11 protein-coding genes and 1 pseudogene are annotated in these 19877 nt (G+C 67.9%); 8 read left to right on the forward strand and 4 right to left on the reverse strand.

The window, feature by feature from the left end; genetic code table 11:
- The first annotated feature begins 770 nt into the window (after positions 1-770).
- From ACIHFE_RS34155 to ACIHFE_RS34180, 6 genes and pseudogenes are all read left to right on the forward strand, one after another.
- Positions 771-1208 (forward strand): annotated as a pseudogene (locus ACIHFE_RS34155) (GNAT family N-acetyltransferase).
- A gap of 636 nt (positions 1209-1844) precedes the next feature.
- Positions 1845-2318, forward strand: coding sequence for a hypothetical protein (locus ACIHFE_RS34160; protein WP_400112916.1), 474 nt, complete (start codon positions 1845-1847; stop codon positions 2316-2318).
- 791 nt (positions 2319-3109) lie between these two features.
- Complete coding sequence (locus ACIHFE_RS34165; RefSeq protein ID WP_400112918.1) at positions 3110-4327, forward strand: ParA family protein; 1218 nt, start codon at positions 3110-3112, stop codon at positions 4325-4327.
- Positions 4324-5388: a ParB/RepB/Spo0J family partition protein gene (locus ACIHFE_RS34170; protein ID WP_400112920.1), complete on the forward strand. Its 1065-nt coding sequence runs from the start codon at positions 4324-4326 to the stop codon at positions 5386-5388. The genes ACIHFE_RS34165 and ACIHFE_RS34170 overlap by 4 nt, the downstream gene beginning before the upstream one ends.
- A gap of 807 nt (positions 5389-6195) precedes the next feature.
- Entirely contained in the window at positions 6196-7431 is a 1236-nt protein-coding gene (locus ACIHFE_RS34175; RefSeq protein ID WP_400112922.1) for a hypothetical protein, read from the forward strand.
- A 52-nt stretch (positions 7432-7483) separates the two neighbouring features.
- Entirely contained in the window at positions 7484-8878 is a 1395-nt protein-coding gene (locus tag ACIHFE_RS34180) for a replicative DNA helicase (protein ID WP_400112925.1), read from the forward strand.
- A 489-nt stretch (positions 8879-9367) separates the two neighbouring features.
- On the opposite strand, the gene ACIHFE_RS34185 is transcribed toward ACIHFE_RS34180, so the two are convergent.
- Entirely contained in the window at positions 9368-10195 is an 828-nt protein-coding gene (locus tag ACIHFE_RS34185; protein WP_400112927.1) for a hypothetical protein, read from the reverse strand.
- Between the two features lie 1938 nt (positions 10196-12133).
- Between ACIHFE_RS34185 and istA the strand changes: the two genes are divergently transcribed.
- Positions 12134-13372 (forward strand): IS21 family transposase, encoded by a 1239-nt coding sequence (gene istA / locus ACIHFE_RS34190; protein WP_400112930.1) that lies wholly within the window; start codon positions 12134-12136, stop codon positions 13370-13372.
- Positions 13369-14181, forward strand: coding sequence for an IS21-like element helper ATPase IstB (gene istB, locus ACIHFE_RS34195; RefSeq protein ID WP_400112931.1), 813 nt, complete (start codon positions 13369-13371; stop codon positions 14179-14181). The genes istA and istB overlap by 4 nt, the downstream gene beginning before the upstream one ends.
- 494 nt (positions 14182-14675) lie before the next feature.
- Here the strand turns inward: istB and ACIHFE_RS34200 are convergent, their stop codons facing one another.
- The 3 genes from ACIHFE_RS34200 to ACIHFE_RS34210 all read right to left on the reverse strand — a co-directional run bounded on the left by ACIHFE_RS34200 (position 14676) and on the right by ACIHFE_RS34210 (position 18246).
- A complete protein-coding gene (locus ACIHFE_RS34200; protein ID WP_400112933.1) occupies positions 14676-15476 on the reverse strand; it encodes a GNAT family N-acetyltransferase in 801 nt (266 codons plus the stop codon).
- Between the two features lie 112 nt (positions 15477-15588).
- The gene (locus tag ACIHFE_RS34205) at positions 15589-17118 is read right to left on the reverse strand and encodes an amino acid permease (protein WP_400112935.1); all 1530 of its coding nucleotides are present in this window, start codon (positions 17116-17118) and stop codon (positions 15589-15591) included.
- Between the two features lie 102 nt (positions 17119-17220).
- Positions 17221-18246, reverse strand: a complete 1026-nt coding sequence (locus ACIHFE_RS34210; protein WP_400112937.1) for a hypothetical protein — start codon at positions 18244-18246, stop codon at positions 17221-17223.
- Positions 18247-19877: the final 1631 nt, after the last annotated feature.

Raw genomic sequence — 19877 nt, forward strand, 5'->3', positions numbered from 1 at the left:
GGAAGAAGGCGCTGAACCAGTTCTCACTCTTCTTCGAGGACCGGCTCAACGCCACATGAAAGCCAGGGACTTACACAAAGTCCCGGATACGCCCCCTGCGGGGGTGTTCCCGACCAGCGGCGCTGCCTGCGCGACGAGGGCCCGTCCTGAGTCTGCCAGGCTGTGGCGGGTGCGGACACTGAGAGTGGAAGCGACCGCCGGATTTGTCTCGCCGATGGTCGCGTTCGGTCGGCCTGACTATGGGCACCGACCGTAGGGGGAGCGGCATGCGAACAGCCTCCACAGCAGCGCCAGCCAAGAGATGGCAAAGGGGCTGCTAAAGCGCAGGTCAGGAAGTGTCCGTCCCGCAGGCGCGGGGGTGTTCCGCGTGAGGAGAAGGCGGAGAAGAGGGAGCTGGAGTCCGTCCCGCAGGTGCGGGGGTGTTCCCGTTCACCGCCTCGTCCGCCTTGCTCCTCTCGCGTCCGTCCCACAGGCGCGGGGGTGTTCCGCTGGGCAACAGCACCAACACGCTGATCGGCTGGTCCGTCCCGCAGGCGCGGGGGTGTTCCGATGTCTCCCTCACGGAGTCCGAGGGCCCTCTCTGTGCTCTCAACGAAGTTAGTCGTCCGCATGCCGCCGACCTGCGTGGACTTGGGTGAGACTCATGGACTTGGTTCGTTGTGCCGGACGTCAGGTCTCCGGACTGGAGGAAGCTCAGCTGGTGTTCCGTCTCAGATGACATGGTTGCCATCTCACCGGTGTCGTGCCTGGGCGACGGATAGGCTCACGGCATGGACGTTCGTGTAGACGTCATCAGGAAAGCGAGCCAGGAACTCGTCGACGCTTCTGGCCGACTGTTGCCGCAGCTGTCCTCGACGGCGAAGCCGCTTGACTACGAAGCGGTCGACCGGATGGTGACGTGTGACGCCAACACGGTGCTCGTCGCCCGGACGTCCCAGACAATCGTCGGAACCCTGACTCTGGTGTTGTTGTCTTTGCCGTCTGGATTGCGCGCACGCATCTAAGACGCGGTCTTTGACAGTGGGGCCCGAGGCCAGGGAGTCGCCCGCCTCCTAACGCAGGAGGCCTTGCGGATTGCCCGGGAGACCGGTGCACAGACGGTGGATCTCACCTCCCGGCCGGATCGTGCGGCAGCGAACCGGCTCTATGAGCGTCTCGGCTTCCAAGCCAGGCAGTCGACCGTCTATCGCGTCCTGCTCGACGGGTAGAAGGCTCCATCTTCAGAGAGCTGTGGCCGCTGTCGACGCTCAGCGAGGTCACTGCTCAGCAGCGATAGTGAGGGTGGAGCGATTCCACCGCGTTTCGGCACTGACTTCCTCGCGATGTTGTGCAGGCATGTGGTTGCAGCAACGCAGGATCTGTACACGCGGAGATGAGTTCCTGTACTCATGTGCACGTGCTGGGGTGCATCGCACAATCGGGGGCATGGCGGAACGATGCTCACGCTTCACGCGACTACAACAAACAAAACCGGCGCGGCTGGGCCTGGCCGTGGGCCGGGAGGGTGGCGGGCACGGTGGCAGGAGCCTTGTGGGTGGACAAGCGCTGGCAAGGAGTACCGTACGGCGAGCCTCGTGGCTACGGTGCAGTGGCTGGAAGGCCGAAGCCAGGCTGTGTGCTACGACGTGCTCAGCCTGCTGGGCGAGAAGGTCAATGGCAGTCGGCCGGGGCAAACGCTTGGCAGCAGGGGGCAGTTCCCTCACCTGCTCTACGGAACGAGCCGGCAGGCTGTCAGGCCTTCGTGGGGCAATGTGCACGAGCCTGCCCGGCGGCGGTGGCGGTGTCCTCGGTCGGCACGGGATGAGTGTTGTTCCCGCAGTCTGCTCGTCAGTAGGTTGGCAATGATGGATAGTCAGCAGGCCAGCTTCCGCCTCGAGAAGGGTGCGACGGGTTTCCGTGACCGGCACGACCCGCCTCTGCGCATGACCAGGCTCACGATGTGCCGCACCGCCTGGTACGCCGCTGCCCGGGCTGCGCGCGGCCGAGTCGGGTACTTTGCCGAGCAGGAGGACCCGCAGAGCTTCCACAGCGCCACGATCAGTGACCCGGGCGGCATGCACGTCATGCTGTTCCACGCGTATCAGCCACTGATCGCGTTCGTTGCCGGCAGACGGTATGGGTACACCGACGAGTTCGTCGAGCCTCCTGTGTGGAGCGCCGCGTTTGGTGACTTCGGTTTCGTGGTGCTGGGTGAGGTGCAGCTCCGCTCTCCGCTGGCGGCAGCGGACGTCTCTGGTCTGTCCGCGGCCGAGCTGCGGCAGGTCAGCTACTGGCGGCCGATGAGTCTGGGTGCCACTCTCTTCAACTCCTGGGACTGACCGGCTCTACCCATCGTCGGCCATGTCACTGCCGTGATCTGTGCTTGCCCGTCATGCGTGTGCTGCTTGCCACGGCACAGCCGCGCTCCTCTTCCCTCTTCTTCCGATCCTGAGAGCCGAACCTGGCGGGACGACAAAACGATGAAACTGCGAATTTCGCCTGCTCTCGCCGAAAAGCGACGCCCAGAACGGGGGCTCTCGCAGCCTTTCGGAGAGGGTCTGGTGTGATCGGATCACCTGGCTGCTGTGAGGACGTCAGCGGGCCTCCTGCGGCTTTTCGCCTCCTCGGATTCGCCGTATCGGCCGTCATATCGCTGGATAATGACGCGGAGGCAGGTCGGCCGAGCGCATCCCCCCGGTGGTCTGCGTTGCCGGCGGGTCCAGCTGCACGCTTACCGGTGACTGCGCATGGCAGAGCCTTCCACGTCTCTCCCCAACGGCTTCACATATTCGTCGGGCGAGACGGACGTCATCCTCTGCCGGCCCGCAAGGTCAGCCCGCTGGTTCAGAGCGACGATGGTGCCTGGCGACTGCCAGGGGATCGGAGACACAGTGCTGAGGCCTCTCAGAGACCGGCTGCTCGCCGACCGGCCGGCCCGGAAGGGGCTGACACGGCCTCACCGAGTCGCAGATTCTCGGGAGTTGAGGCCCGTCAACCGAGCCATCGTCACCCCGATAAGCCACAACGCCACTGTGGGTTCCACGACACCACCTCCGTCTAACCAGGTGAACCTTGGAGACACTAACGCCATACTTGCATCCGAGGCCACACACGTTAGTAAGCTTCTGCCATGACAACGCCTCAGAGCGGCCGCGAGAAGGTCGTATCCAAGCTTCCGGCTTCGCTGAAACAGAATCTGAAGGTCCGCACCGCCCAGCTCGGCATCGACATCCAGGATGCCGTGGAGGCGGGCATCACCGCCTGGCGGGGCCTGGGAGTCAACCTCACACCGGTGGACACCAGTGGTGCCGAGTCCTTCGCCACCTGGCTGCCCGAGGGGCAGTGGGAAGGGTTCAAGGCGGAGTCCGTCAAAAGGGAAGTCTCCCTCATCCAAGGGCTGGCCCAGTCCGTGCAGTTGTGGCTCGACCAGAACCCGGAACCCACTGACGCCCGTCCTTCGATCGTCCAGCGCAAGATCATCTGCAACCAGAAGGGCGGCGTCGGCAAGACGACGATCGCGGCCGGCCTCGCCCAGGCGTACGCCGAGGACCCGCACAGCCAGCACTCCGTCCGCGTTCACCGCCAGATGACGGAAGCGGGCATCCAAGAGGACGTCCAGATACTCGCCGGACTGGGCTTCCGCGTCCTCATGGTCGACTTCGACCCCCAGGGACACCTCACTCAGCAGCTCGGGCACGTCCGCCTTCCCATTGGCGGGGACAGCCTCGCCAACCACATGGGAGGCGAACCCAAGGGCGACATCAGCGACTTGGTCGTCCCCATCGAGGAAGACCGTTTCGGGGACCGGCTGCACCTGCTGCCGGCTTGCACGGACGCCTTCCTCCTCGACGTCATCCTGTCCCGGGTCCGCGTCCGGGAGGCCGCCTTGGAGCGGGCCCTCGCCCCCCTCGAAGGGGACTACGACGTCATCGTCATCGACTGCCCGCCAAGCCTGGGCATGAGCATGGACGCCGCCGTGTACTACGGCCGACGGCGAGAAGGGGAAGCCCCTGGCTCGTCCGGCGTCGGCATCGTCGTCCAGGCCGAGGACAGCTCCGCCGATGCCTATGAGCTCCTGATCGCGCAGATCGAGGACCTCCGCAGCGACATGGACCTGGAACTGGACTACCTCGGACTCATCGTCAACCTGTACGACGCCCGCCGCGGGTTCGTCACCACCTCTTCCCTCGAGTCCTGGAAGAACCTCAAGGACCCGCGTGTCGTGGGCGTCATCCCCGAACTACGGGAACAGCGAGAGGCCGTCCGGGTCAAACGGCCTTTGCTCGCCTACGCCCCCGCCAGTGAACAAGCAGCCAACATGCGCGCGCTCGCAAGGGAGATCTCGTGACCAGGGCAGCCGATCGCCTCGGAGCAGGCACCTCCTTCGCCCAGGCCCGGCCGGTCAGTGCCCGCCGCGCCGCGATCGCCGCCATCACCGAGGCCCCGACCTCGGGAGCGGAAGGACTCGCGCCGGCCGAACTCTCGCTGACAGTCATCAGCCAGAACCCCGACAACCCACGCGAAGTGGTCGGAGACGTCTCGGACCTGGCGGCGACCATCCGGGAGATCGGCCTCGTCCAGGCCATCACCGTCGCCCATGTCGAGGCTTACCTCAAGGAGCGGCCGCAACGCGCCGGCGAGCTCGAACCCGGGGCGCAGTACGTGGTCGTGGACGGTCACCGCCGTCTGGCCGCCGCACGCGAGGCCGGGCTGAAGAGCATCAAGTACGTCGTCAACGACGACTTCGCGTCCTCGGACGAGAGCCTGCTCGAAGCCGCTTTCGTAGCCAACTACCAGCGCGAGAACCTCTCCGACCTCGAAGAGGCCGCAGCTCTCGAGAAGCTGGTGAAGCATTACGGGTCCCAGGGCAAGACCGCCAAGCGTCTGGGAGTCACCCAGGCCTTCATCTCACAGCGTCTGTCCCTGCTGGAGCTGGATCCCACGCTGCAGGCGGATCTGGAAGCGGGCCTGCGCAAGGTCGAGCATGTGCGGGGTCTGAGCCGGCTGTCGCCCGAGGAGCAGCGGGTGGAGGCCGATGCCCGGGCGGAAGCCGCCAGGCTCAAGTCGGAGGAGAAGCGCCAGCGGCGGGCGAAGGATGCCCAGCAGACGGCGGAGGCCGCTTCCGCTCCCGCCGAGGCCGTCGTGCCCCGGGGCGATGCAGGGCGCGCTCATAACGGCGTTATGAGCGCGAGCATAGAGCCTGGGCCGGCAGCAGCCGCATCGCCCTTGCCCTCGGCCCGTACGGCAGCGCAACGACCGGTGGAACAGCCCCCCGTCACCGAACCGGCCAGGGACACAGCCGCAGTCCTGCCCTGGGACGATCCGGCGGAGGTCCTGCGCATCCTGCGCGGGCACATGCAGCCGGTTCACCTCAAGCAGCTGGCCGAAGGACTGCTCGAACTGGTGTGACGCCAGCCGTCGGTCCCACCACCGAAACGACGGGCTCCGGTCGGCGGACAGCGGCTGTCCCTGGCGCAGCCGAGCAAACCGACCGGCACCAACGCATCCCAACACGCCGGTTATTCACACCAATACGCCTTGGTTCAGTGGAGGAAGATGTCCCGTGGAAGCACAGCAGTTCGCTCCGCGATGCACAGAACCAGCCGACCAAGCCGTACTGGTGGCCAACGGTGACCGCAAGCCTGACCGCGTCTCACGAAAGGTGCCCGCAGTGAGCACGGTACCGACGCACACCGGCAACCGCCCGCACTGCCGGGCGCCCGGCCGCCGTAGCTGCCGCCCGGCCGGCAGCCTCGCTCCTGCGCAACGACCGCACCCAAGGCCCGCGGTGCGTGCTCGGTCCGCGCGCAGCAGGACGACGACGGGCCGGGCCACGCCCGCTCGTCCCCCGTAAAAGGGCGATGGCCGCCCTGCGCCAACAGGACGGCCATCAAAGAAGACGACTCCCGCCCTTCCACAAGCTTGAGTCGTACGTCGGCGGTAACGCCGGGCTCCCGACCCCTGGGGGCCCGGTCACCGGTACCAGAATGCCAGACACTCCGACTGCGCGGCAGTACGCGTGTCCGGTGTCACTCATCTGGTAACGCCGCCGGTGTGCGACTCCCCGATCTTCGGGGTGAATACCGCCACCATGTACGACCTGAACATCAGCACCGCCATCTCCCCTCGCGCGCACACCGACAGCCCAAGCGCCCAGACAGCCGCCCACGCGCCCCGTGACGGCATCCGGCTCGCCATCCACACGGCGGTAGCGCGATGAGCCAATCACCAGGCGGGTCCAACGAGCCCGAGGAGCTCATCGAGTTCACGGGTGACATCACCGACTACTGGTCCTACACCCAGGTCCGCGACTGGATCCTGCTGCACGCGGAGCTCTCCCGGACCGCCCTGCACCTGTACCTGCTGCTGCGCTCGATGGTCTCCGAGACCGCACGCCGCATGGGCGGAGGCCTGCGCCGGATGTCCCTCGACCAGCTGTGCTGGCTGCTGCCCGGAATCAACGGCAAGCCCGCCAGCCCCACGATGATCAAGGACGCGCTGCGCGTGCTCGCACAATGGAACCTGGTGACCAACCCCGACGGCGGCCGGCTGGTGACCTCCGCCGGCAAGGGCGCCATCCAGAACACCTACCGCAGGTACCAGGTCAACGACCTGCCGCCGGACGCCTATACGGGCTGGCGGAACGTATGGGACAAGTTGGACGCCTACACCCCCGACTGGCGCGAGAACCCGCCACAGCCGCCCACCCACACCCGCACCCCCAACGGCGTCACCAGAGTCGACAGCCGGAAATCCGCCCATCGAAACGACCAGGACACAAGCCACGAAGCCCCAGGTCACCTCGATGGACGGATTTCCGACCAGCCTGAACGGAAATCCGTCCGGCCCAGTCGGAAAAAAGTTGCCGCCAAGCCTCTGACCAGCGAAAACGCCGCCCCCAAAGAAGCCCCCCAAAGAAGTTCTTCTCTCCCCGCCGCTCCCGGCCCCTCCAGCACGCCTACACCCGCCAAGAGAGAGAGCACGGGGCGGACCACGACCAAGCGAGAGCAGCCCCCTCACGAAACCGGGGCTGAGGCCGCCGTCCAGCTCGTCCTCGACGCCTGGGCAGCCGGCGCCGACCGCCCCCCCCCCCCCGCCTCCACACGCCGCCAGCTCACCGAACAGATCCCTGACCTCTGCATGGACTACCCCAGCCCCGAAATGCTCCGCATCATCGCCCGCTTCGCCGGCGAGCGAACCTGGCACGACCTCGGCCGCGCCGCACTCCACCCCGACTGCAAGAAACGCCTCACACGCTTCAACCGCTCTACCTCACCCACCGCCCCGGTCCCCGCCCAGCGTGAATCCGGCGGAATCCCCTACTGCGGCGCCCTGGAGTGCGACGAAGTGACCCGCATGCGCAGCACCCCCGACGACCAGGGCTACACCGTGGTCACCCCCTGCCCGCAGTGCCACCCCTCCTCCCGCCCGCCGCTGTCCGCTGTCTCCTGACCCCACTCCCTTGCCCACAACCGCCCCACACACCCGGAATGGGAACCCACCCGTGAGCGTCGCAGACCTGCCCCACCCCACCGCCTCCCACGAGGCCGCGCCCTCACCGCAGGACGGGGCACTGCCACGCGACATGCCCCACGACCTGGAAGCCGAACAGTCCACCCTCGGCGCACTGATGCTCTCCAGCCAGGCCATCGAAGACGTCGCCGCCACCCTCCGCGAGATAACCGACTTCTACCGCCCCGCCCACCAGACCATCTACAGCGTCATCCTCGACATGTACGGCGCCAGCACCGACGCCGTCTCCATCGACCCCATCACCGTCGCCGCCGAACTCACCAAGCGCGGTCAGCTCAACAAAGTCGGCGGCGCCGCCTACCTCCACACCCTGGTCCAGACAGTCCCGACCGCCGCCAACGCCGCCTACTACGCCGACATCATCCGCGAGAAGGCCGCCCTGCGCCGCGTCATCGAGGCCGGAACCCGCATGGTGGCCATGAGTTACGCCGGCCTGGAAGACGCCGACCAGATCGTGGAAGCAGCGATGGCCGAGGTCCAGGCCGCGGCCACCGGTACAGCCGACGCCGCACCCCTGCTGTCCGTCGCCGACCGCTGGGAGGGCTTCCTCGACGAACTCCAGGCCGGCGCCGACCCCACCTCGCTGGACACCCCCTGGCCCGACATCAACGACATCATCCAGCTCAAGCCGGGCCAGTTGGTGACGGTCGGCGCCGCGACCGCAGGTGGCAAGTCGCTGTTCGGCATGAACCTCGCCGCACACGTCGCGCTGAAGCACGGCAAGCCCGCACTGGTCGCCAGCATGGAGATGGGCGGCAGTGAACTGATGGCCCGCCTGACCGCCGCCGAGGCCGGGGTCAACCTTGACCGCCTGATCCGCCGCAAACTCACCGACGCCGACTGGAACCGCATCGCCGCAGTCTCCGACCGGCTGGCCAACGCCAAGAACTTCGTCCTGGACGACTCGGCCAACCTGACCCTCTCCAGAGTCCGGGCCCGCCTGCGGTGGATGACCGCCCGGGGAAACCCGCCCGCCATCGTCGTCGCCGACTACCTCCAGCTCATGACTCCCGAGGGCGGCAAGGCATCCGACAGCCGCGCCCAGCAGGTCGCCGAGATCAGCCGGGGCCTGAAGCTGATCGCCATGGAGTTCCAGGTACCGGTCGTCGCCCTCGCCCAGTTCAACCGCGGAGCCGTCGGACGCCGCCCCCTTGTCTCCGACTTCAAGGAATCCTCCGCCATCGAGCAGGACTCCAACATCATCATCCTGCTCCACCGCGAACTCGCCGAAGACGGCACCGACACCGGCCCCAAGGCCGGCGAGGTAGAGGCCATCGTGGCAAAGAACCGCAACGGCGCCAGCGGCCGCATCGTCAACCTCATCTTCATGGGCCACCTGGCCAAACTGGCATCCTTCGCTCGCTGACCTGGAACCAAGGCGCACCGCGACGGAGCACCCGCACGCATGGGGCGGGCAAGAGTGGCCACTTTCTACACGAGGTCAGCCACGGTGCAACACCCCGTGCGTGTGCAACGGATCAGGTGACGTTCGGCCGGTCCCCGTGCACCCCCGTGGGTGCGGGACCGACTGAGTCATAACGCCGTTATGGGCCCCCGGAGGCGGAACACCCCCGCACCTGCGGGACGGACACTTCGCGCTTTAGCAGCTCCTTTGCCGCATCTTGTGCCCAATGCTGCGGAGGCTGTTCGCACGCTACCCCCCTACGATCGGTGCCAACAGCCAGACCCAGCCCAACGTCTCACCACCGGGAGCTCAACGCCCCCCTACGGCCGATCGCACCGAGACGGGCGGGACCCATGGCCCGGCCGTACATACTGACCCCCGGTCAGCAGGGGAAGCACATAGACCCGGATCGAGTCTGCCCCGAGCCCGTCGCGCATCCGCGGCCGCTGCTCAGTCGTCGACGCGGAGTGCGTCCGCTGCCTCCAGGACCTGCCTGGCCTGGTCGGTGGCCGCCGGAGGCCGGCCGGTGCGTTTCGCGTACGCGTAGGTCTCGCGCACCACGCCACGCACGTACACCACCAAGGCCGCGCGCTCCGAGGCGTTTCGTCGGTCATCGACGACCTCGGCGAGCTCGCTCCACCAGAAATCGTCATCCGGATCGCTAAGGATCTCGCCGCTCTCGTAGTGCCGCAGCAGCGCCCGCGCGGCCGCGTCCACCGCGGGATACCGGGCGTCCTCGACACGTTCGCGTTCGCGCTGCTCCTGCTCCTCGCGGACGGTCCGGGCCTCGATGATCCGCGCGACGTGCGGCTGCCGCCGGTCCTCCGGACGCCCCAGCACGGCAACCTTCAGGCTCGCGTGCCGGTTAAACGCGCTGGAGGGATTCGGCTCGCCGTCGGCGTTGACGTACTGGAGGGCCAGCGCCACCTGATCCCACTGCACGCCCGCGCCGCGGGCATCGTCAAGCGCGCGCAGCTGGAGCGGGTCGGCCTGCTGCCGCAGCCACTCGGCCAGCGTGATCCGCAAAAGCGCCGCCTGCTGGTACGCCTCGCCTTTCAAGCGGTCCGCGTGTACCTGGGCAAACAGCAGGACGCCGTGCGTCTCCCCGTCACCCGGCCACCGCTCCAAATACCCCTGATCCCCCTCGCGTTCGGCGCGGGCGTGCAGTTCGTACAGTTGCCCCGCGAGAACGCGGGGGTCGACGCCGTGCAACTGCCGCGCCGGACGGCGCTCCCGCGTCGCCTTCGGCGGCGTCTTCTTCGATGCCCTGCGGCCCATGGTTCCCCCGCTCTGCCACCGAGACCGTACCGGGAAGGCTCCTCGCCGGCCCGAGCGGCTGCTTGGGCGGTTCGCTGCCCTGGGGGAGCGCGAGGGTGGGGCAACAAGGGCGTGGCCGAGAGCCACGACGGATCTTCCCTAGGGGGCTGACCAGGTCTTTTATCGCGGCCCGGCTCGTCGTCGGCTGCGCGTGCGGGGTGGCTTCCGTAGGTGCGACCTCAAGATCACGAATCGGGCGATCTTCGCGAAGATATCGCCCACCCGGGCGCTTTCACTACTAGTGAAACGCGTTCGGAGCACAAGTCCTGTCAGTTTGGCCGGTGTCGGGAGTCGCCCAGTGCTTCAGTGTTTCAAGCGAAGTTGCAGTGGGTTCTTCAGCGTTTCAGGCATTACTTCAGTGGCGCTGCTGTGCGGCTTTCTGAGCCCGTGTGCTGTGGGGCCGTCCAGCGTGCTGGCTCATGGGTCGGGTTGTCCTGAACCGTGGGTGCGGATCGGGTGCGAGCAAGGGCGAGTGCCCAGATACCACTTGTCGCGTACGACGCCTCGATTGACGAGGGCGGTGTATACCGCGCGGTGGGAGGAGGGTCCTCTCGTGCCAGGGGACGTGGAGGAGCTCGTTTATGCCCCAGACGTGGGCTCGCTTGGTCAGGATCGGTGCGGCGAAGTCGGCGAAGCGGGTGGTCATCTCTATGCGGTCCGGGCCGGTGACGATCTGCGAGGCTCTCTGGAGGGTGCCGGCCACGAGGAGGGGGTGGCAGCTGGGTTCGGATACGGGGCCGTGGTAGGCGGGGAAGCGGCGGTCGGACATTGCGGCGACGACGGCGCGGCCGGCTTCCCCGGGCACGCCCGGCGGGCGGAGATCCAAGGTACCGGACACCCCGCGCCTGCGGGACGGACCCAGAATTGCCGAAGCTGACTGCGGAAGGCGACGGAGCACCCCCGCGCGTGCGGGACGGACGGGGCGGGCCGGATCGTTGACCGGGGCATGGACGGAACACCCCCGCGCGTGCGGGACGGACGTGGCCCGGTGGATGGACCGCTCCTTCGCCTGCGGAACACCCCCGCGCCTACGGGACGGACTGGGCGGATGGACAGGCTGGAGCCGCGGGAGGACGGAACACCCCTGCGCGTGCGGGACGGACCCCCGCATCGCTCCAATTACCCAATGGCTGGCGGAACACCCCCGCGCGTTCGGGACGGACCACGTGGGCGAACGTGTTGACCCCGACGCCTACGGAACACCCCCGCACGTGCGGGACGGACGCTTTCTGACCTGCGCTTCAGCAACGCCTTTGCATCTTCTTTGCCGCTGTTCCCGCGGTGTCCGGTGGTGGCATGTGGTCCACCTTACGAGCCGGGGAGGGGATGTGGATGTCGGATGCCAAATGGCTGGCGTACAGGGGGCAATGGCGGGTAGCTGCAGCTTGGTCCTGGCTTGCGCCTGATCGCCGGCTCCGACGAGTTCCACCACTGTCCCCAGCTCCCGCCGCATGATCCGTGTCGGCGGAAGCGTCTGGGTGCACGGTCGTGGGCGGGGCTGATGCTAGACCGTGCTGATGCTGACGGCCGCCTCGCCCACCGGCAGCCCGATACCGGTCTGGATCGGGCGTTCACGCTCGGCGGTCACCTGACGCATGGTGGGGCTGTGTTGGCCGGGGCCCTGCTGATGGATCCGGACGGGGTCTACGGTCCGGCTGGCTGGCCTGGAACACCCCGGCGCGTGCGGGACGTACGCCCATCCTCTACCAGCACTTCGGTGACAAGGGCGGAACACCCCCGCGCGTGCGGGACAGACAGACCACGACCGGGCCGCGAAGGTGCTATCTCTACGCCGGACCAAGAACCCTGTGGGCGTCGTTTGAAAAGTGGACCGGTATCGACGTTTGAAAGTTGACCCCCTCTGGCGGTCTGGCTCGTTGGGCCAGGCCGGGAGGGTGGGTGATCAGCGTGGAGGACTGGGCCGAGATCCGGCGGTTGCACCGGGCCGAGAAGATGCCGATCAGGGCGATCGCCAGGAAGCTGGGGATCGCGAGGAACACGGTGCGGCGGGCGGTGGGCAGTGATGCGCCGCCGAAGTACCAGCGGGCGGCGAAGGGTTCGATCGTGGACGCGGTCGAGCCGGCGATCCGGGAGTTGCTCGAGCAGTGGCCGGACATGCCGGCAACCGTGATCGCCGAGCGGATCGGCTGGGAACGGAGCATGACCGTACTCAAGGACCGCGTCCGCGAGCTGCGGCCCGCGTTCTTGCCGGCGGACCCGGCCTCGCGGACGGTCTATGAACCGGGCGAACTCGCCCAGTGCGACCTGTGGTTCCCGCCCGCGGAGATCCCGCTGGGCTTCGGCCAGACCGGCTGCCCGCCAGTCCTGGTGATGGTCTGCGGCTACTCGCGGTGGATCACCGCGCGGATGCTGCCGTTGCGCAACGCGGCCGACCTGATCGCCGGGCACTGGCGGTTGATGACCGGCCTCGGAGCCGTTCCGAAGGCTCTGGTCTGGGACAACGAGGGCGCCGTGGGCTCGTGGAGGTCGGGTGGCCCGCGGCTGACGGACGACTTCGCCGCGTTCGCCGGCCTGCTCGGAATCAGGATTATTTTGTGCAAGCCCCGTGACTCCGAGGCGAAGGGACTGGTTGAAAGGGCGAACGGGTACTTGGAGACCTCGTTCCTTCCCGGCCGGGTCTTCACCTCGCCGGCGGACTTCAACGTCCAGCTCGCCGACTGGCTCACCAAGGCCAACCGGCGCCTTCACCGGAGCTTGCAGGCCAGGCCCGCGGACCGGCTCGACGCCGGCAGGTCGCGGATGCTCGGCATCCCGCCGATCTCGCCGCCCGGCTGGTGGAAGTCCGGCCTGCGGTTGCCGCGTGACCACTACGTCCGCCTCGACACCTGCGACTATTCCGTCCACCCGCTCGCCGTCGGCCGGCGGGTCGAGGTGACCGCCGACCTCGACCAGGTCCTCGTCACCTGCGACGGCACCGAAGTCGCCCGTCACACCCGCTGCTGGGCCAAGCACCAGACCATCACCGATCCCGCTCACGCGGCCGCGGCCACTGCCGCCCGCACCACCATCAACAAGCCCGAGCCCGCGGAGAAGCTCGAGGTCGAGATGCGCTCGCTGGACACCTACGACCGCATCTTCGGCGTCATCGACGGCGGACTCGGACAAGGAGTCGCATGACCACGACGAACTCGAAGAAGAGTGCCGGCACCGGCCGGGACGTCACCTCCGAGATCGCCTTCCTCACCCGCGCGTTGAAGGCCCCCTCCCTGCGGGAGGCGGCCGGCCGGCTCGCCGAGCGGGCGAGGGCCGAGGAGTGGAGCCACGAGGAATACCTCGCCGCCTGCCTCCAGCGCGAGGTCGCCGCCCGGGACTCCCACGGCGCCGAGGGCCGCATCCGGGCCGCCCGCTTCCCGGCCCGCAAGTCTTTGGAGAACTTCGACTTCGACCACCAGCGGTCCCTGAAGCGAGAAACGATTGCTCACCTGGGAACCCTCGACTTCATCGCCGGGAAGGAGAACGTGATCTTCCTCGGGCCGCCCGGCACCGGCAAGACCCACCTCGCCACCGGCATCGCCATCAGGGCCTGCCAGGCCGGCCACCGTGTCGCCTTCGCCACCGCCGCCCAGTGGGTCGCCCGCCTCCTCGACGCCCACAACGCCGGCAAGCTCTCCGACGAGCTCACCCGCCTCGGCCGCTACCCGCTCATCGTCGTTGACGAGGTCGGATACATCCCGTTCGAGCCGGAAGCGGCCAATCTCTTCTTCCAGTTCATCTCCGGCCGCTACGAACGCGCGTCCGTGATCGTGACCAGCAACAAGCCCTTCGGACGGTGGGGAGCGGTCTTCGGCGACGACAACGTCGCCGCCGCAATGATCGACCGCCTGGTCCACCACGCGGAGGTCATCAGCCTCCGCGGCGACAGCTTCCGCATGCGCGGACGCGACCTCGGACGCGTCCCACCCGCCGAGACCAACAACAACGACTAACAAGATCAACTAACGCATCGGGGGTCAATTCTCGGGCGCCGGTGGTGGGTCACGATTCGCGCGTCGCCGACAAAGATCGTGGACGGCACGATGGGCATCCGCGACTGGGCCGGTGCCTTGTGTGATCGTTGGATCGCGGGCCGGCCGTCTGGCGTGTCCAGGGGAGCAGGAAGCGCACGGTCACGAAGGCCACCCAGATGACGGCGATCGAGCCGACGGGCATGCTCCAAGAGCCGAGAGTCCAGGGGCCAGGCCGGGAAGTGCGGCCGGTTGGGTGGACCTCGCCGAGGATCTCGGCTGTCCACAGGTGATTCAAGTTGGCGGAGGCTCAGCGGGTGTTCATGCCCGAGGGGCGCGGCCTCGGGCATGAACACTTCCGCGAGTGCTTCCTGGATTCCAAGGGGAAGCTGTCGCTGTGCTGTGGCAAGGCGGTAGCGGCTCTCGTCGGTGGCACGCCCTCGCATGCCCGGTCTGACGAGAGCTGCCTCATCGGATCAGCCTTTCAGGCTGTAGAAGTGGATGCGTGTGTTCGGCTGGAACCCGATGCGTGGGTATACGGGGGCTCCGGCGGCGGTGGCGTGCAGTGTGGCGCGGGTGAGCCCGGTGGCCCGCGCGCCTTCGTACAGCGCCTTGCGTGTGACCGCCTCGCCGTAGCCCTTGCGCTGCCACCGCGGGTCCGTGGCGACGTAGCAGACGAACAGGCGGCCTTGTGCCTCGATCGTGGCGGCGCATGCCACCGGTTCGTCGTCTCGCAGGGCCAGGTAGGCGTGGATCTCGTTCTTCCAGAGCGCGGATCCGGCCAGGCCCTCGCGGGCTTCCTCCAACGGGAGCCCGTAGGCGCGTGATTGGAGGTCGGCGTAGGCCTGTAACTGCTCGTCGGTGCCTACGCGGGTGAACGTCAGGTCGGGGTGGATGGGTTCGGGGAGGGGGAGCAGGTCGCCGGCCATGCCGGTTCCGGGGAAGGCGTACTGGAGGCCGGCTTGCTCGGCTGTCGTCTCCAGCGTGGAGCGGGCCTCGTCGTCGAGAAGGTCTTCGAAGAGCCACAGGAAGCCCGGGTGCTTCTTTGTCCGCATGATGTCCGCGGCCTGGCTCAGACGGTGCCTGAGGAGCTCTGCTCCCGCTCCCTCCTCGGTCAGGGTGATGCAGTTCCAGAACCCGAACCGGCTGTCGGCCCAGCGGACGGCAATGCCCGGAAGGTCGCGCACGTCCGCGTCCGCGTCGTGGTCGAGCACCAGGGTCCGCCAGGCCGTGGTGAGCTGCTGTAGCGATTCGATGGATTCCGCGGAAACGGTCACGGTGCCTCCAGGAGTTGGTGTGCTTGGCAAGGCTCCTGAGCGGTGGTGGTGGATGCCTTGGGTGCCTCTGCGGCAGTGGGGACTCTGCTTGCGGCATGTGGTGGTGAGGGCATCAGATGATGTTCTCGGCCTCTTCGATCTGGTCGTGGGCGTTCGCTGTGCTGGAGCGGGGCACACCGTAGGAACGGCGCCCGAAGCGCCACCACACGGCGGCCATGACGAGGGCCACCAGCAAGGCGACGGGCGTGTAGTTGAAGCTCTTGGTGGTGACCGGGCTGGACTGCGGCAGCAGGAACAGCACTGTTGCCCCGGCTGCCCAGAGCACGGCCACCCAGCCGATCGGCCGGCTCCAGCGGCCCAGGTGCCAGGGCCCGGGGACGAACCGGTCCCGGTGGCGCAGTCGCAGCAGCACCGGGATGGCGTAGGCCGGGGTGAAACCCACGACGGAAATCGCGGTCACCGCCGAGAACGCCTCGGCGGAATACAGCGATGGCAGGGCCAGCACGAAGGCGACACCGGCGGCGAGCCACACGGCGTTGGCCGGGACGGCGGTGCGGCGGGTGACCTTCTGCCAGCGGGCCGAGCCGGGCAGGGCGCCGTCCCGGGCGAAGGCATAGATCATGCGGCTGGCGGCGGCGGTGACGGTGTAGCCGCACAGGAACTGCGCAACGATGATCACCAGCAGCAACGCCTTCGCCGTCGCCGTGCCCAGAGCGTCCAGGAAGATCTGCGCCACCGGTACTCCGGTGTGGCTGCCCAGTGTCCCGGCGTAGTCCTGGATGGCGAACAGCAGGGCGGCCAGCAGGATCCCGCCGGCGATCCAGGACACCGCCACCGAGCGGACGATCCCGCGCGCCGCGGCCACGGAAGCGCCACTGGTCTCCTCGCTCAGGTGGGCCGAGGTGTCGTAGCCGGCCAGGGCGAAGCACGGCAGCAGCATGCCCAGCAGGATCACGTAAAGAGCGCTCGACCAGCCGGTGTTGTTGGTGAACTCGGAGAACACGAAGCCGGTCGGCTGGTGGTGAGAGGGGACGAGCGTCAGGGCGCCGATGATGACGACGGCCCCGGCCAGGTGCCACCACGCGCTCAGGGACGTCAGGACGTTCATCAGCCGGGTACCGAAGAGATTCAAGACCGCGTGCAGCGCGAGGATGACTGCGCACAGGACCAGCAGGGATCTTGGTGTCGGCTCATAGCCGAACTGCAGGTTTGCCCAGGCGGCGGTGAAGGTCGCGATGCCGTAGTCCTGGGCCGCGAGCCCGCCGAGCAGCCCTAGCAGGTTGAGCCAGCCGGTGTACCAGCTCCACCGCTCACCGCCGAGCTGGCGGGCCATGTAGTACAGGCCGCCACTGGTGGGATAGCGGGAGGTGATCTCGGCCAGCGCCGCGGCCAGGCACAGCACCAGCGGCCCCACGGCGAGCCACCCCCACACCACCACCGCGGGCCCACCGCTGTTCAGGCCGTAGCCGAAAAGCAGCAGCGTCCCGGACATGATGGAGATGACCGACAGGGAAGCGGAGAAGTTACCGAAGGCGCCCATGCGCCGGTGCAGTTGCTGGGTATAGCCGAGCTCTTTGAGTATCCGCTCGTCGTCGTCCGGCGGCTCGGACCGCTGCCATCGTGCATGTGCTGATGTACGCATCGAGAAACTCCGCGCAGAAAAGAGCAGAAAGGGACAGGGGCAGGGCGGATGCTGGGCCGTCGGTGCGGCACGGCGGCGCCCGCCCGCGGAGCGGGCAGGTATTCACGGCCGTCTTCCGGTGCTGGGCGGCGACTTGAGCCGCCGCAGGCAGGCGCTGTGGGCCGCCTCGAACTCCTCCCACCACCGGTCCGCATCGTGCGAGATGTACTGCCACGGGGCCGGGGTGGCGAAGTCACCGATGGCCTGGAATACGGCAGCCGCCTCCTTCAGGAAACCGCCCGCCGACAGCGCATGGGCCAGATAGTTCAGATCGGTTGTGGAACCGGCCTCCGGGTCACAGCGGCAGAACCAGCCCTCGAAAGCCTTGGCGATAGCCGGAGTGATGGATTCATTGGTCCACCACAGGCCCAGCATGATGTCCCCTCTGCTCCGCCGAGCCCGGTACTCCTCCACATGGGCGTAGAGGGGCAGGAGAAGCAGCGGCGAGCCGAGCGGCGCCGTGGAGACCGACCAGCGGGCGAAATCCATCGCGACCGCCCGCCGGCTGAGATACACCGATCCCGGGCCGACCTGAAGCACCCGGAACATGCGGTGCCATGCCTCCCGGTTGAACCCATCCCGCCGGTGCGCCGCTTCCAGCAATCCCCACGGCCCATGGGGAAGCAGGAAATCCGGCGGCGGCGGAGCCACACAATGCTCCGGAAAACGCCCGGCCGTGTCCGTTTCGGCCAGGGCCAGCAAGCAGATCGGGGCCACCGGATCCCCGGGAGTCAGTTCATCCGCCCTGCGGCATGCCTGCCGGGCCCTGCCCGCCAGCTCATCCAGTTGCTGAACCCGCCGCGGGTCTTCCGCCGACGCTCTGCTGCGATGGGCGTCCAGCGCCCGCTCCGTGGTCACCCTGGCGTACATCACCCGAGCAGCGACACTCTGCGGCTCTTCCTGCAACCACAACTCGACCACGTTGCCCCGGGCCGCCGCTACGCCCAGCACCTGCGTGCGAGCGGTCCACTCCCGCCAGGTCCCCGTCTGGGCCAGCACCTGCCGCATCTGCATCCAGTGCCCGGCCTTCACGTCCTGCACCGCCGCGTAGAGCGCGGTGTCACGGCCGGCCGGGTGGTAGCTCACCATCAGCGGGAACCCCCCGCCGGCAGCAGAGCTGGCTGGACGGCAGACATCGTGCGCGGCGTGGCACGATCAGCCGGCCGTCGGAGCGTGGCGGGAGGAGGAACGAACCGGCCGCCGGGGCGGGCTTGGTAGCCGCCTGCGCGGCAGCGCCACACCGGCCTGTCGCAAGCTCCACATGCCCGAAACTGCGGCGTCCTGCACCGCGGCTGGCGAAGGCCCGCAGCGGACGGGACGGACAAGCACAACGCTATGGCGCTCTGGGGCTGAGACAGACCGCCTAAGAAGGGCATCAACGCTCCAAATGCGAGGCAAGTGCAGGGCATCAGGGGAGGAGAGCAGGGACAGGTATGCCGTGGCGGCTGCCGCCTGACAGTCGCTGACGACGTGGGGCACCGTAGCAGTGCGGTGTACGTACGATGAAGCGAATCTCCTTGATATTCGACGTAGTTGGGAGTCGTTGTCCTGTCGTGCCCTGCTGAGTCGGCGTGCTGGAAGACGGCTGAGTGCTGGAAGGCGGCCACGTCGCAGCCGAGCTCGCTCCACTTCGCCCCCACGGGGGGCGAGAGGGGTATTCGTGCCCGACAATGAGGACGTTGTATACGGAGTCGCGCAGCTCGCGTTCGGCTCGTGATCCGGGCTCGATGTCTTCCAGGCGCACCGGTTTGCGAGCCCATTCGGACCGCAGGTCGGGTATCCACAGATATACGTCGGCGCCGGTGGTTCCCGGTGGTTCGGGGGCCGCAAGCGGCGGCCCAAAGCCAGCGTTCTATCCCACCGTATGGGGTGGGCGGGAAGGCGTAGCTCCTGGGGAAGTCTCAGACGCCGACTGGGGCGCGTATGGGGTTGCGATCAAGAGGCGGCCCTGGCGAGGTCGTAGGTCCAGATTATTGCGCCGCGTAGGCGGTGGCGCACGTCGCGCTGTGGTCGATGGTCGCCCGAGTAGATGCTGAAAAACGGTAGTTCGTGCCGGGTGTCACCCCGCACCATGGCCGGATGCGCTTATCTGCGAATATTCCGAACTACGGAGACTTCGCCGATGCGCGTACCGTGGCCTCGCTGGCCGTGGCCGCGGAGGAGGCAGGCTGGGACGCACCGTTCATCTGGGACCATGTCGTCCATACCAAGCGGACGAATAACTCCTTCGGTGACCCGTGGATGCTGTTGACGGCGGCAGCCCTGGCCACGACCCGGATCCGACCGGGCCCCCTGGTCACCCGGTCCCCCGGCGGCGGCCGCAGCAGCTGGCCCGGCAGGTGGCCAGTGCCCAGCCGGACTCGAGTGCACTCGCCATTGCCGTAGCCCGCCAAAACCGGGCACTGGATCCGCGCAAGACATCCCCGCGCGTACGGGACGGACACGGCGCAGATGTCGCTCGTTCCGAGGATCGGCGGAACACCCCCGCGTGTGCGGGACGGACGGCGTCGGGTCCGTACCGGGGTCGGGCGTGGGCGGAACACCCCCGCGCGTGCGGGATGGACGGGCTCGGAGCCGGAAGCCGGGTTTTCCACAGCGGAACACCCCCGCGCGTGCGGGACGGACGCCTAGACGAGTCTTTCCGAACGCGTTCAGTGGTCGTAGGCGGTCAGTGAGCGGCTGACCGCCTGGCCGGTGCGGAAGTTGTGCCAGATCGCGGC

Origin of the sequence: Streptomyces sp. NPDC052396, from assembly GCF_044593195.1 — a bacterium.
Taxonomy (GTDB): domain Bacteria; phylum Actinomycetota; class Actinomycetes; order Streptomycetales; family Streptomycetaceae; genus Streptomyces.

What these genes read in the sequence shown, in the direction of transcription:
- ACIHFE_RS34165 (WP_400112918.1), top strand. Translation starts at nt 3,110, where the DNA reads ATGACAACGCCTCAGAGCGGCCGCGAGAAGGTCGTATCCAAGCTTCCG.
- ACIHFE_RS34205 (WP_400112935.1), bottom strand. Translation starts at nt 17,118, where the DNA reads ATGCGTACATCAGCACATGCACGATGGCAGCGGTCCGAGCCGCCGGAC.
- ACIHFE_RS34160 (WP_400112916.1), top strand. Translation starts at nt 1,845, where the DNA reads ATGGATAGTCAGCAGGCCAGCTTCCGCCTCGAGAAGGGTGCGACGGGT.
- ACIHFE_RS34210 (WP_400112937.1), bottom strand. Translation starts at nt 18,246, where the DNA reads ATGGTGAGCTACCACCCGGCCGGCCGTGACACCGCGCTCTACGCGGCG.
- ACIHFE_RS34185 (WP_400112927.1), bottom strand. Translation starts at nt 10,195, where the DNA reads ATGGGCCGCAGGGCATCGAAGAAGACGCCGCCGAAGGCGACGCGGGAG.
- ACIHFE_RS34175 (WP_400112922.1), top strand. Translation starts at nt 6,196, where the DNA reads ATGAGCCAATCACCAGGCGGGTCCAACGAGCCCGAGGAGCTCATCGAG.
- istB (WP_400112931.1), top strand. Translation starts at nt 13,369, where the DNA reads ATGACCACGACGAACTCGAAGAAGAGTGCCGGCACCGGCCGGGACGTC.